Origin of the sequence: Neisseria dumasiana (assembly GCF_022870885.1) — a bacterium.
GTDB classification, from domain to species: Bacteria; Pseudomonadota; Gammaproteobacteria; order Burkholderiales; family Neisseriaceae; genus Neisseria; species Neisseria dumasiana.
This window is the reverse complement of record NZ_CP091509.1, coordinates 1,129,175-1,143,276: the sequence shown is the minus strand read 5'-3', so window position 1 is coordinate 1,143,276 and position 14,102 is coordinate 1,129,175. Positions and strand designations below refer to the sequence as shown.

Genomic DNA, 14,102 nt, shown 5'->3' with positions numbered 1-14,102 from the left:
ATAAATAAGCTTTAAATATTAATTTTGGGATTATTAAGATCATAAAAAGACGATACCCCTGTTTAAGCAGACTTAAACAGGGGCTCAACTCATTTCTGAATCTTTACGTCGCGGCACGTCTTTTCAGACGGCCTTATTGTAGCAACGGCTCTCATCTCGTAGTGCAACAATGAAGCTGATTCTAAGTGATGATGAAAACACTTGTCAAATATTTCTTTATTTACTATAAATAAGCGTATGTATTTTTTGTAAATCAAGATGAAACGGGGGAAGCAATGAAACAACAGCCGCAACGCTATATTTTAGGTTTGGATTTGGGTATTGCTTCAGTTGGCTGGGGTTTGATTTTGGTAGATGAGGAAGAAAATCCCATCGGTCTGCTGGATTGTGGGGTGCGCACGTTTGAACGGGCAGAAGTGCCGAAAACTGGCGATTCTTTAGCTTTGGCCCGTCGGCAAGCACGCAGTGTGCGCCGCCTAATCCGCCGTCGCGCCCACCGTTTGTTGCGTTTACGCCGCCTGCTAAAACGCGAAGGGGTTTTGAGTGCTGCCGACTTCAATTCAGACGGCCTGCCCAATCTGCCAATCCATACTTGGCAATTGCGTGTAGCGGGTTTGGATAGAAAGCTCACAAATCACGAGTGGGCGGCGGTATTGCTGCATTTGGTCAAACACCGCGGTTATCTGTCGCAACGAAAAAGCGAAACCCAAACGGAAAATAAGGAATTAGGACGTCTTCTTGCCGGTGTGGCCGAAAACAGCAAATTATTATCAGAGAGTGCCAATCAATACCGCACACCTGCCGAATTGGCGGTTAAATTATTTGCAGAACAATCGGGGCATTTACGCAATAAAGGCGGCGATTACACCCACACTTTCAACCGCTTGGATTTACAGAAAGAGCTGCATTTACTGTTTGAGCAACAACGTACATTCGGAAATCCGTTTGCTTCGGCAGAGTTGCAAAGCAAGGTTGATGGATTACTAATGATTCAGCGCAGTGCCTTGCAGGGCGAAGCCGTGTTGAAAATGCTGGGAAAATGCACGTTTGAGCCTTCCGAATACAAGGCGGCGAAGCATACTTATTCTGCCGAAAGATTCATCTGGCTGACCAAACTCAATAATCTGCGTATCTTAGAAAACGGCACAGAACGCGCTTTAAACGAAGCCGAACGTAAATTATTGTTGGACGAGCCGTATAAAAAAGCCAAGCTGACCTATTCGCAAGCGCGCAAATTGCTTGATATACCTCACGATGCCACATTCAAAGGATTGCGTTACGGCAAAGATTCAGACGGCCTCAAAGCGGAAACCGGCGCGTTAATGGAAATGAAAGCCTATCATAAAATCCGCACGGTATTGGACAAAGCCGGTTTAAAAGGCGAATGGGAAAACCGTATCCGCAACCCCGAAGTACTGGATAAAATCGGCACGGCATTTTCACTATACAAAACCGACGAAGATATCCAAGCAGCCTTGGCCGATTTAAAGCTACCTGAAAACGTGTTGGACGCGCTGCTGGCAGGTTTGAACTTCGATAAGTTCATCCAACTTTCGCTGAAAACTTTAGGCAATATTCTGCCTTTGATGGAACGCGGCATACGCTATGACGAAGCCTGCAAAGAAGTTTACGGCGATCACCGCGCCTTGGCAGAATCGAAAAACCAAATGCTGCTGCCACCCATTCCTGCCAACGAAATCCGCAATCCTGTCGTGTTACGTACACTCACAATCGAAAAACCAAATGCTGCTGCCACCCATTCCTGCCAACGAAATCCGCAATCCTGTCGTGTTACGTACACTCACACAAGCACGCAAAGTGATTAACGCGATTATCCGCCGCTACGGCTCTCCTCAGCGGGTGCATATCGAAACCGCACGCGAGTTGGGCAAAGCGTTTAAAGATCGAAAAGAAATCGAAAAACGTCAGGAAGAAAACCGCAAAGAACGCGAACGTGCGGCGGAACATTTTAAAGAATTGTTCCCACATTTTGCCGGGGAACCCAAAGGCGGCGATATTCTGAAACTGCGCCTGTATGAACAGCAACAAGGTAAATGCCTCTATTCCGGCATACCGATAGACTTAGGCCGTCTGAACGAAAAAGGCTATGTAGAAATCGACCACGCCCTGCCTTTCTCTCGCACCTGGGATGACAGCTTTAACAACAAAGTGCTGGTACTGGGCAGCGAAAATCAAAAAAAACGTAACCAAACACCTTACGAATATCTTGACGGAGCGAGCAACAGCCAACGCTGGCGCGAATTTCAGGCGCGGCTACAAGGCTGTCGTTTTCCCTATGCGAAAAAACAGCGTATTCAGACGGCCAGGTTGGATGGCAAAACCAAACAGGGCTTTTTGGAACGCAACCTGAACGATACCCGTTATATTGCCCGCTTTTTATGCGTCTTTATTGAAGAAAACCTGCATCTGCAAGGCGCCGGCAAACGGCGCGTGTTTGCATCGAACGGCCAAATCACCGCCTTGCTGCGCGGTTTATGGGGCTTGAAAAAGGTACGGGAAGACAACGACCGCCATCATGCGCTCGATGCCATCGTAGTCGCCTGCTCCACCGTTTCCATGCAGCAGAAAATCACCAAAGCCATGCAGCGGCGTGAAACTTTGGAAACTGTGGACACCGAAACCGGCGAAATCAAAACCCGTATTCCGCAGCCGTGGGATTTCTTCCGCCAAGAAGTGATGATACGGGTATTCAGCGACTCTCCGCATGAAGAGCTGGCAGAGAAATTAAGTGGCCGGCCTGAAGCATTGCATGATTTTGTATCCCCTTTATTTGTTTCACGCGCCCCCAACCGCAAGATGACGGGACAAGGGCATCTTGAAACCGTCAAATCCGCCAAACGCCTGTCTGAAAACATCAGCGTGGTGAGAAAGCCGTTGACAGCGTTAAAATTGAAGGACATTGAAAACATCGTCGGCTATCCCGACCGCGAGCCTGCTTTATATCAAGCTTTGCGGGAACGGTTACAGGCGTATAAAGACGATCCGGTTAAAGCGTTTGCCGAGCCGTTTTACAAGCCTGCAAAAAATGGCGGGCAAGGGTCATTAGTAAAAGCCGTTCGGGTGAAAGATGTACAGAAAACCGGCGTAATGGTAAGAAAAGATCGTGGCGGTATAGCACGCGGCATTGCCGATAATGCCACCATGGTGCGTGTAGATGTATTCGGTAAAAAAGGTAAAAATTATCTAGTACCGGTTTATGCTTGGCAGGTAGCAAAAGGTATTTTACCGAATCGGGCCGTAGTAGCTTATGCTGACGAAGCAGATTGGGATGAAATGGATGACAGCTATGAGTTTAAATTTACGCTATACCCAAACGATTTAGTGGAGATCATTTCCAAGAAAGGACGGATTTTCGGTTATTACTCTGGTTTAAACCGTGCAACAGGTGCCATTGATATTAAAGAGCACGATTTATCTAAGGAGAAAGCCAAAAATGGTATACATCAAAGTGTCGGTGTAAAAACCGTCTTATCTTTTCAAAAATACCAAGTCGATCCTTTGGGTAAAGAAATCTGCCTTTGCAAGGTAGAAAAACATCCTGAACTAAACAGTAAAAAGAAAAAATAATGTTCAACGGCTGCGCATCAAATGCGCAGCCGTTTTGTTGTGTAACCTATTTAACAGACTGCTTACGGAGAAAACCAAATGACTTGGCGCAGTATTCTAATCAGCCGCCCCGCACGCCTGTCGCTACAACAAAACCACTTGCTGATTCAACAAGACGAAGCCATACCTATACCGCTGGAAGACATCGCCGTGATTGTGGTTGAAGCAAGGGAGGTGATACTGACCGCACCTCTGCTATCGGCTTTGGCACAATACGGTATCACCCTGCTTACCTGCGATGAGCAGTTCTTACCCTGTGGTCAATGGTTGCCGTTTGCACAATACCACCGCAGCCTGAAAGTACTCAAACAACAAATCAACATGACGGAACCACAAAAAAAGCAGTTGTGGCAACAAATTGTGAAACAAAAAATCCGCAATCAGGCTTGGCTTTTGGATTACAGCGGCCACGATATCGCCGCAAGCCGTCTGAACGCTTTGGCCGACAGCGTAAAATCGGGCGACAAAAACTTTGCCGAAAGCCAAGCCGCCGCTTTGCATTTCCGCGTACTGTTCGGCGAACAGTTTACCCGCAGTTATGAAAACAGCGTGAATGCCCATTTGAATTACGGTTACAGCATTTTGCGCTCAGCCATTGCCCGCGCCCTTGTACAATACGGCTTTCTACCTGCTCTCGGACTGCACCACCGCAGCGAACTCAATCCTTTCAACTTGGCCGACGACCTTATCGAACCATACCGCCCCATTGCCGATTTATGGGTTTACGACAAAATGCTTTCAAACAGTCTACCAGATGAGCTGACACCCGCAAGCAAACAACAATTAATCTCTTTGTTATGCTGCCAAGCAGCTTTAGACGGATACAAATATAGTGTATTGGCTGCCATAGACCGCACCATCCAATCTTTTCAGACGGCCGTCAGCCAAAACAAGCCCAAACTGTTAAAGCTACCGCAAATGCTGCGCTTAAAGGTACATGATTATGAGTGAGGCTAAATTTATGCGCTTAATTGTTTTCTTTGATTTGCCTGTAACCACTGCCGCCAAAAGAAAAGCAGCTAGCCAATTTCGTAAATTTTTGCAGAAAGACGGCTATCACATGCTGCAATTATCAGTTTATTCACGCATTGTAAAAGGAAGGGACGCGTTGCAGAAACACCACAAAAGATTGATGCTGCATTTACCGGAAGAAGGCCAAGTACGCTATTTGGAAGTAACAGAAAAGCAATACGCAAGTATGGTCATGCTTATTGGAGAACCCAAACCCCGCGAAAAAAAGGTCAATGCCGACCAACTTTTGCTTTTTTGAAGCCGTTTTTTTTAATCAAAATAAAACAGGTAAGCCTTATTTTATAAGGCTTACCTGTTTAAGTATTGTAGCACTACGAGATGAGAGAGGAAGCTACAACTCCAAACCCCGTTGCCTTTATGGTCGGTAAAATTGTAGCACTACGAGATGAGAGAGGAAGCTACAACTGTTGCCGCGCAATTAAATAGCGCAATTCAATTGTAGCACTACGAGATGAGAGAGGAAGCTACAACAGTCGAAACTTCCTGAAGCTAACTATGCCTATTGTAGCACTACGAGATGAGAGAGGAAGCTACAACAGAAAAAAGGATGCAATCATGGTAAGCCCGATTGTAGCACTACGAGATGAGAGAGGAAGCTACAACAGCCAAACAAGACAAAAAGGAAGCAGAAGAATTGTAGCACTACGAGATGAGAGAGGAAGCTACAACGTGTGTTTAACTTTGACGCACAAACTTGCAATTGTAGCACTACGAGATGAGAGAGGAAGCTACAACGTGTGTTTAACTTTGACGCACAAACTTGCAATTGTAGCACTACGAGATGAGAGAGGAAGCTACAACCAGTATGAACAGGCTTGAAGTAAGCATGAAATTGTAGCACTACGAGATGAGAGAGGAAGCTACAACCTGTCTACAGTCTCTATAGGTAGGGGGAAAATTGTAGCACTACGAGATGAGAGAGGAAGCTACAACCTACAACTTTTGCTAGACATGTACTTCAAAATTGTAGCACTACGAGATGAGAGAGGAAGCTACAACGAGCATGTCTGCTGTAGAAAGTCTACCACTATTGTAGCACTACGAGATGAGAGAGGAAGCTACAACCTGCCTGTTGTTGGTCTCGGTCTCGCTGGAATTGTAGCACTACGAGATGAGAGAGGAAGCTACAACCGACGATTACCACCTGATTTGGCCTGAACTATTGTAGCACTACGAGATGAGAGAGGAAGCTACAACCGGTTGAAGTAAGCGAGGAATCGGTTAACCATTGTAGCACTACGAGATGAGAGAGGAAGCTCCCCCCCTGCTGCACCTGCTTCAGCTCCATAAAAAACGCAGCGTTTGCAGCAAAGGCGCGAACATTTGATGCTAAAGGCCGTCTGAAAAAGCGGGTAACTGATTTTTCAGACGGCCTGAAACCTTTGTACAATCTCAAGAAAAAATCTGAGACGCTTGCAGACCCAAGTTTTGCAAGGGTTCTATAATCAATCTACCCAATTTTAATAACACAATCGTAGAGGCAGAGTACATGTCCGCCCGCAACGGTTTGACGGGGAAGGACAGTATCTACGATTTTGTTACTAAACTTAAGTTGATTAACTGTATATCGTGAATCAACTTTAGGCTTGACCTGATTATATAAACCGTATGATTATTAACTGGTTAGCCATATTTTGACCCCTTGACCGATGTTCGCGAAAGTATCAGGCCGTCTGAATACCCAAAGGCAAAACCGATGAGGATTCTGAAAAACATTTTTTATCTCGCTTGGAAAGAATTGCGCAGCCTCTTTTCAGACCCTGTGTTGATGATATTGATTGTGTTTATGTTTACGGTAACGGTTTATTCGGCTGCCGAAGTGAACCAAGACGTGCATAACGCACCGGTGGCAGTGATTGATCACGATCGTTCCGCGTTGTCTTTCCGGCTGCGCGACGCGGTGCGCCCGCCGCATTTCCGGCCGCCCGAAGAAGTGTCGCCGCAGCAGGCAGACGAGGCAATGGATAAGGGAGAATACATTTTTGCATTTGAAATTCCGCCCGGGTTCGAACGCGATGTGCTGATGGGCAGAAGCCCGCAGATTCAACTCTTGGTTGACGCAACGGCAATGTCGCAGGCGGGTTTGGGTGCAAACTATCTGATGCAGATATTTACGCGCGAAACCGCCGTCTTTCTCAACCGGCCTGCCGCCGAAACGCTGTTGCCGGTCAAACCCGTGATCAGAATGCATTTCAATGCCAATGCCGAAGGCGTGTATTACGGCCCGCCGATGGAAATGGGCAATATGGTGCTGGTGTTGGCCTTGATATTGGTGGGTGCGGCGGTTATCAGAGAGCGCGAACACGGCACAATCGAACACCTTTTGGTAATGCCGGTAGGCGCGGCGGAAATCATGTTGGCAAAAGTAACAGCCAACAGTTTGGTGATTTTGATTGCCTCAATGCTGTCGATGTGGTTTGTAGTGAAACAAAGCCTCGGTATTCCGATTAACGGCTCACTGGCTTTATACGCTTTGGGCATCTGCATCTATCTTTTTTCGCTTTCCGCTTTGGCCATCATGCTGGCAACCATCGCCCCGAGCATGGCGCAATTCGGATTGCTGATGATTCCGCTGTATATGGTGCTGCTGCTGTTTTCCGGCATGGCCTCTCCGCGCAACAATATGCCCGAAGCGGCACAATGGATCAGCGAATATTGGCCGAGCACCCAATTTGTGCAGTTTTCCCAAAACGTGCTGTTCCGCGATGCGGGTTTGAGTATCGTATGGCCGCAGCTTACGGCGATGACGCTCACCGGAGTGCTGTTTTTGACCTTTGCTTTGGTACGCTTCAGAAAGATGCTTGAGCAGCAGGGATAAGGCTTTCAGACGGCTGTCAGAAAATCTTAGCTACTCCGTTTGACCCTGTTGGGACACATTTTTAGCAGCAAGTATTGTGCAAACTGCAAACCATTCCTTACGCAGAAACCCGAAGCTACAAACAATAGGTGGGGCGCATCGGCAAACTGCAGGCTGTGCGTGCCGTAGCTGCCGCCAACGGGCAGATCAAGATTTCCATCCTGATAATGTGCCACCGCGTGATCGGCTGCAACGGCGATTTAACCGACTACGGTGGCGACCTTGTATGAAAGAAAGCATTGAAAGTTTTTGGAATCAGGCGAAACGTGTCTTGCGCAAATACAACGAAATCGACCGGAAATCTTTTCCTCTGTTTTTGAAAGAAAAAGCAGCAGTTAAAAATTCTGCGGCTTTGGTGTGGTATTTAGGGTTACTCTACTTCAGCCCCAAGAAATATCCAGTTCAGCCGACGGGCGGCATATCTTAAGGCCGTTACTTCAACCACTCCAGCCAACCCAAGGTATTGGCAAAGACCAGCAGAATCGCTACGGGCGCGGCATAACGCAAAGTTTGATACCAAACCGCTGCGATTTTTGCATGAAGCGTGCTGCCTTGCCGCATGTGTGCCAACACCTTGCTTTTGGGCAGTATCCAAGCCACAAATAAAGCCGTCATCAAAGCGCCTACCGGCATAATCCAAGAAGTAATCAGATAATCCCATAAATCAAATACGGTTTTGCCGAATAAGGTAAATTCAGACATCGCACCGAAAGAAAGCGCCGAAGGAATGCCCACCAGTAAAATCGCCAAACCGGTCAGCCAAGTAACGCGGCGGCGGCGTTGCTCATTGTTGTGGATAGCGGCGGCAATCACCGTTTCCAGCATCGCAAATGCCGACGTAAGCGTGGCAAACGTTACCAGCAACATAAACACGGCAAAAAGCACCGTTCCGAAAGGGATTTTCTGAAACACCGCAGGCAACACCGCAAAAATCAAGCCCGGCCCTTCTCCCGGCTCGAACCCCAATGCAAAAACGGCAGGAAAAATCACCAAACCCGCCAACAACGACACCAACATATTCAACCACATAATGCTGTTGGCTGAACGGAACAAATCCTGTTTGTCATCCAGATAGGCCGCATAAGTGATCATGGCGGAAACCCCCAAACTCAACGAGAAAAACGCCTGCCCCAATGCAGTAAGCACCGTGTCGGCCGTTACTGCCGAGAAATCGGGTTTCAGTAAAAAAGACACGCCTTCCATCGCTCCCGGCAGCAACAGCGAACGGACGGCCAACAACAGAAAGACAATAAACAAAGCAGGCATCAGATAACGGCTGGCCTTTTCGATGCCTTGAGAAATACCATTTTGAACCACCAAAATCGTGAGCAGCATAAACAGGCTCTGATAGCCGACAGCGGAAGCCGGATTGCTGATGGTTTCGCCGAAGAGCTGTTTAAAATCGGTTTCCGGAGCAATCGCACCCGTGAATGCGTGTACAACATAAGCCAACACCCATCCGCCCACTACGCTGTAAAACGATAATAAGATAAAACACGCCGCCACACCCATACGGCCTACCCACGGCCATGAGGACTTCGGAGCCAATGCCTTAAAAGCATCGACGGCATTGCGCTGGGTTTGCCTGCCGATATAAAACTCGGCCAGTAGCACGGGCAACCCGATCAACACCGTAAAAAACAAAAACAGCAGAAAAAATACCGCACCGCCGTTGGTGCCCGCCGTATAGGGGAATTTCCAAATCGCCCCCAAGCCGATGGCAGAACCTGCCGCAGATAAAATGAAACCTATTTTGGATGTCCAATGGGAGCTGATCGACATAGAAATTCTCGTTTGTGTTTAGGTAAAGATAAAAGATAAAACAGGTATTTATTTCTGCTGCCCCTCGACATTCAGACGGCCTCTGTTGAAACACCTCTTCTTACTGTCATCGTTCGCACGCAGATGCCGAATTTGGCCGAAAACACCGCCATACGGCCGATTGTCGGCAGACTCTCAAATAACCTGATAAAAAATAGCGAGATAATACCAAAAATAGCCGCATCGGGCACAACTGTCTTTATCTGAAAACACATCACGCAGCCCGAATGCCTTCAGACGGCCTCAAACCTTTTCCGCCAATCCAACGGCAACCAAGCGCGATGCTGCATAACCATAACAATAAAACAGGCTTTGACGAAACCGCCAAAGCCTTGTTCCGCAACCGGCATCACACCGGCGGTTATAAACCCAACTCTTTCAAAAAGCGCACATCGTCCGCCCAACCGGATTTCACCTTCACCCACACTTTCAAAAACACTTTGGTATCAAACAGTTTTTCCATATCCAAACGCGCTTCGGTGGAAATTTTCTTCAATTTCTCGCCGCCTTTGCCGATCACAATCGGTTTTTGGTTTTCTTTATCCACCAACACGGCGATATAAATGTGGTACATGCCGTTTTCTTCGTTAAACTGCTCCACTTCCACATTCATGGCATAGGGCAGTTCTTCGCCCAAATAGCGGAACAGTTTTTCGCGCACGATTTCCATCGCCAAAAAACGGCTCGATTTGTCCGTTACCATATCTTCGGGGTACAACGGAATACTTTCCGGCAGATAAGGTTTGAGCGTTTCCAGCAGATGCGCAATCCGCAAACCGTGCTTAGCGCTGACTACTTCATGGCCGGCAAATTCAAATTCGGCACTCACGGTATCGATAAATGCCTGCAATGCCAGCTTGTCTTTGGCTTTGTCTTTATCGATTTTATTGACCACCAGCAATACCGGCGTATGCTTGGGCAATTGTTTCATCACCGTGCGGTCGGCTTCGGTAAAGCGCATCGCTTCCACCACAAACACAATCACATCCACGCCGCTCATGGCTTCGGTTACGTTCAGATTCAAACGGTCGTTCAAAGCGTTGCGGTGGTCGGTTTGGAAGCCGGGCGTATCCACAAACACTAATTGCGCGGTGTCATCGGTATGAATACCGGTTACTTTATGCCGAGTGGTTTGCGCCTTTTTGCTGGTAATGCTGATTTTCTGCCCGATCAAATGGTTCATCAGCGTCGATTTGCCCACGTTCGGGCGGCCGACAATCGCCACAAAACCGCAGCGGTAGCCGTCGGCATTGGGGAGCATATCGTTGGTATTTTCCATATTCATTTCATTCTTTCCATCGGTTACGGTTCAGACGGCCGTCTGAACACATCGGGTCGGCTTATTTTTTTCTGCTTTTAAGGATATGCTTTTGCGGATGGTTTGCCTCCAGCCAAGCATAGGCTTCTTTGGCCGCTTCCTGCTCCGCCGCGCGGCGGCTTGATGCTTTGGCGCGGCTGATAAAACCCAACTCGCCCAAATCGCAGGCAATGCTGAATTCGGCATCGCAACCCTCGCCCTGCTGGTGCTCGATGCGGTATTTGGGCAAAGGCCAACGCCTTGCCTGCAACGATTCCTGCAACAAGGTTTTGGCATCTTTATCTTCACGGTTCAGATCGGCTTTTTTCACACGCTCGGCAAACAGATGGCGCACGGTGTTTTCGGCGGTGGAAAAATCGGCGTCGAAGCTCACCGCCGCAAACATGGCTTCCATCGCGTCGGCCAGAATAGAAGGCCGTCTGAAACCGCCGCTTTTCAGTTCTCCCTGCCCCAGAAACAGAGCATCGCCCAGATTCAAATCGGCAGCGATTTCGGCAAGCGTATCTTGATTGACCAGATTCGCGCGCATACGCGAAAGGCGGCCTTCCGGCAAATCGGGAAAAGTGTCGAACAACATTTTGGCCACGGTGTAGTTGAGGATCGAATCGCCCACAAACTCAAAGCGTTCGTTGTTGCGTCCCGAAAAACTGCGGTGGGTAAGCGACTGCTCCAACAGCTGTGGCTGTTTGAAGGTGTAGCCGATACGCCGCTGGATCTGCTCCAAAGCGTGTTGCCGGACAGGATTGTGTTTCATCTGCATACTTTCATCGGCAGCCCGAATGCTTTTCGACACTTCAACCGTAACCGGAACGGCATGCGCCGGTAAAATGCTGAAAAGGTTTAAGGCTGTATCATCATTAAAAAAATTAAGTTGGCGGCACCGGAAAACGGCTGCCGCGAAAATCAGGCCGTCTGAAAATATTTCAGACGGCCTGTATTGTATCCTATTTCTACGCTCTACCGTTTACTTGCCCAACGCAGACAACACCTCTGCTTTTACCGCTTCAACCGGCTGCGTACCGTCCACCTTGATATATTTCGGTGCGTGTTCGCCCGTGAGCTTACCGTAAAAGTCGATCAGCACCGCCGTTTGGTCGTGATACACCTCAAGGCGTTTTTTCACCGTTTCTTCTTTATCGTCGTCGCGCTGGATCAAATCTTCGCCGGTAACGTCGTCTTTACCCTCCACTTTCGGCGGATTGTAAGACACATGGTAAGTACGGCCCGAAGCCAAATGCACGCGGCGGCCGCTCATGCGGTCGACAATCACCGAATCCGGCACGTCGATTTCCACCACGGCGTCCAAATCCACACCCGCTTCAATCATGGCTTCGGCCTGTGCCAGCGTGCGCGGAAAGCCGTCGAACAAGAAACCGTTTTTGCAGTCATCCTGTGCGATGCGCTCTTTAACCATGCCGATGATGATGTCGTCACGCACCAAACCGCCCTCATCGATGATTTTTTTCGCTTCCAAGCCCAACGGCGTGCCGGCCTTAATCGCCGCACGCAACATGTCGCCGGTAGAGATCTGCGGAATGCCGAAAGCTGCCGTGATAAATTGAGCCTGTGTGCCTTTACCCGCACCCGGTGCGCCGAGCAGTAATACTTTCATTGGTGTGTTCCTTAAAAATGTTGACAATCATGATCAAGATATTGCGGGGCTTATCTTAATATGGTTAAGCTTTCATGAAAAGGCCGTCTGAAAGCAAAGCGAAAACTTTTTCTGAACACCGCGATTTATGCGATAATCTGCGCCGAAATCCTTACCACCCTGCCACACGGAAACATCATGTCAGACGAAAAAAGCAAAGCGTTAGCCGCCGCGCTCGCGCAAATCGAAAAAAACTTCGGCAAAGGCTCCATCATGAAGATGGACGGCAGCCATAAAGACGAAAATTTAGAAGTCATTTCCACCGGCTCGCTCGGTTTGGACTTGGCACTCGGCGTAGGCGGCCTGCCGCGCGGCCGTATCGTCGAAATCTTCGGCCCCGAATCATCCGGTAAAACCACCTTGTGCTTGGAAGCCATCGCCCAATGCCAGAAAAACGGCGGCACCTGCGCCTTTATCGATGCCGAAAACGCTTTCGACCCCATCTACGCCCGCAAACTCGGCGTGAAAGTGGAAGATCTGCTCGTTTCCCAACCCGACACCGGCGAGCAGGCGCTTGAAATCTGCGACATGCTGGTACGCTCCGGCGGGGTGGATATGGTCGTGGTCGATTCCGTAGCCGCGCTCGTGCCCAAAGCCGAAATCGAAGGCGAAATGGGCGACAGCCACGTCGGCCTGCAAGCCCGCCTGATGAGCCAAGCCTTGCGCAAACTCACCGGCCACATCAAAAAAACCAACACCTTAGTCGTATTCATCAACCAAATCCGCATGAAAATCGGCGTGATGTTCGGCAGTCCCGAAACCACCACCGGCGGTAACGCGCTGAAATTCTACGCCTCGGTGCGCCTCGACATCCGCCGCACCGGTTCCATCAAAAAAGGCGACGACGTTTTGGGTAACGAAACCAAAGTCAAAGTGATCAAAAACAAAGTCGCCCCGCCCTTCCGCCAAGCCGAATTCGACATTCTCTACGGCGAAGGCATCAGCTGGGAAGGCGAATTGGTTGATTTGGGCGTGAAATACGACATCGTTGAAAAATCAGGCGCATGGTACAGCTACAACGGTGCCAAAATCGGCCAAGGCAAAGACAACGTGCGAGTATGGCTGAAAGAAAACCCCGAAGTGGCCAACGAAATCGACGCCAAAATCCGTGCCAAAGTGGGCGTAAACGTTCAAATTACCGAAGGCACATTGGATGATACCGACGGCGAGCAGCCGGAAGAGTAATTTGGTTGAAGAGTAATTTGATTTAAGTAAATAAACATGCCGTCTGAAAAATATTTCAGACGGCATGTTTATATATCAAATATTGTTATCTGTGTTAACGGCGGTCGTCATCACGATCATCGTCACGATCGTCATCATCATCCCTATCTCTTCTGATTCTGCGTCTGTCGCGGTCTTCGTCATCGTCATCTCTGTCATCATAACGGTCGCGGCGGTCGTCATCATCACCATAATCCCTATCCCTGCGGTCATCTCTGTCGCGCTCAAAACGCTGGTTGCGGTCGCGGCGGTCTGAATCGTCATCGCCGCCGCATGCGCCCAAACTGAATACGGCAGCCAGACACAACAACCATAATTTTTTATTGTGTTTCATCTTTTTCCTTTCTGTGCGTCAAACAAACCGCTGTCATGCAAACGATGAAAACGGTAGTGAAGCCCGATTATATAGCCAATCAACACATTTTTAATACTGTACAACAAGCGGCAGGCAATACATGTAATACGGAACCGATTCTGTTGCCGCTTCAGCGGCTTACACAATCGTTTTCTTTACACTAAGGCATAGCCACGCCGTAGTAAACGTTAAGTGGATTGACTGTACAAACAAAATA

The 14,102-nt window shown here is 48.6% G+C and carries 10 protein-coding genes, 2 pseudogenes and 1 CRISPR repeat array; of the genes and pseudogenes, 7 read left to right on the top strand and 5 right to left on the bottom strand.

Translation table 11 applies throughout. From position 1 onward, the window contains the following. Nucleotides 1–275: 275 nt before the first annotated feature. From cas9 to LVJ88_RS05140, 6 genes and pseudogenes are all read left to right on the top strand, one after another. Nucleotides 276–3,588: pseudogene (cas9, locus tag LVJ88_RS05160) on the top strand (type II CRISPR RNA-guided endonuclease Cas9). 78 nt (nucleotides 3,589–3,666) lie between these two features. Then, nucleotides 3,667–4,578 (top strand): type II CRISPR-associated endonuclease Cas1, encoded by a 912-nt coding sequence (gene cas1 / locus LVJ88_RS05155; protein ID WP_085358852.1) that lies wholly within the window; start codon nucleotides 3,667–3,669, stop codon nucleotides 4,576–4,578. Beyond that, entirely contained in the window at nucleotides 4,571–4,897 is a 327-nt protein-coding gene (gene cas2 / locus LVJ88_RS05150) for a CRISPR-associated endonuclease Cas2 (RefSeq protein WP_085358850.1), read from the top strand. Before cas1 ends, cas2 begins: the two co-directional genes overlap by 8 nt. A gap of 64 nt (nucleotides 4,898–4,961) precedes the next feature. Continuing rightward, a CRISPR array of direct repeats spans nucleotides 4,962–5,922; the repeat unit is 36 nt; unit sequence ATTGTAGCACTACGAGATGAGAGAGGAAGCTACAAC. A gap of 433 nt (nucleotides 5,923–6,355) precedes the next feature. Further along, on the top strand, nucleotides 6,356–7,477 hold the full coding sequence (locus LVJ88_RS05145) for an ABC-2 transporter permease (RefSeq protein WP_085418064.1): 1,122 nt from the start codon (nucleotides 6,356–6,358) through the stop codon (nucleotides 7,475–7,477). Nucleotides 7,478–7,605: 128 nt separating this feature from the next. Then, entirely contained in the window at nucleotides 7,606–7,746 is a 141-nt protein-coding gene (locus tag LVJ88_RS12630; RefSeq protein ID WP_085418065.1) for a methylated-DNA--[protein]-cysteine S-methyltransferase, read from the top strand. An 8-nt stretch (nucleotides 7,747–7,754) separates the two neighbouring features. Continuing rightward, nucleotides 7,755–7,884 (top strand): annotated as a pseudogene (locus LVJ88_RS05140) (IS1595 family transposase); the annotation flags it as partial. Nucleotides 7,885–7,948: 64 nt separating this feature from the next. Here the strand turns inward: LVJ88_RS05140 and LVJ88_RS05135 are convergent. The 4 genes from LVJ88_RS05135 to adk form a co-directional block, all read right to left on the bottom strand. After that, nucleotides 7,949–9,298, bottom strand: a complete 1,350-nt coding sequence (locus LVJ88_RS05135) for a sodium-dependent transporter (RefSeq protein WP_085418066.1) — start codon at nucleotides 9,296–9,298, stop codon at nucleotides 7,949–7,951. Nucleotides 9,299–9,698: 400 nt separating this feature from the next. Continuing rightward, on the bottom strand, nucleotides 9,699–10,622 hold the full coding sequence (era, locus tag LVJ88_RS05130; protein WP_085418068.1) for a GTPase Era: 924 nt from the start codon (nucleotides 10,620–10,622) through the stop codon (nucleotides 9,699–9,701). A 55-nt stretch (nucleotides 10,623–10,677) separates the two neighbouring features. After that, entirely contained in the window at nucleotides 10,678–11,409 is a 732-nt protein-coding gene (rnc, locus tag LVJ88_RS05125; protein WP_054599007.1) for a ribonuclease III, read from the bottom strand. Nucleotides 11,410–11,619: 210 nt separating this feature from the next. Continuing rightward, entirely contained in the window at nucleotides 11,620–12,267 is a 648-nt protein-coding gene (gene adk, locus LVJ88_RS05120; RefSeq protein WP_054599006.1) for an adenylate kinase, read from the bottom strand. Nucleotides 12,268–12,444: 177 nt separating this feature from the next. On the opposite strand from adk, the gene recA reads away from it, so the two are divergent. After that, a complete protein-coding gene (recA, locus tag LVJ88_RS05115; protein WP_054599005.1) occupies nucleotides 12,445–13,491 on the top strand; it encodes a recombinase RecA in 1,047 nt (348 codons plus the stop codon). A 94-nt stretch (nucleotides 13,492–13,585) separates the two neighbouring features. Here recA and LVJ88_RS05110 read toward each other — a convergent pair whose 3' ends face one another. Further along, nucleotides 13,586–13,864 (bottom strand): hypothetical protein, encoded by a 279-nt coding sequence (locus tag LVJ88_RS05110; protein WP_085418069.1) that lies wholly within the window; start codon nucleotides 13,862–13,864, stop codon nucleotides 13,586–13,588. Nucleotides 13,865–14,102: the final 238 nt, after the last annotated feature.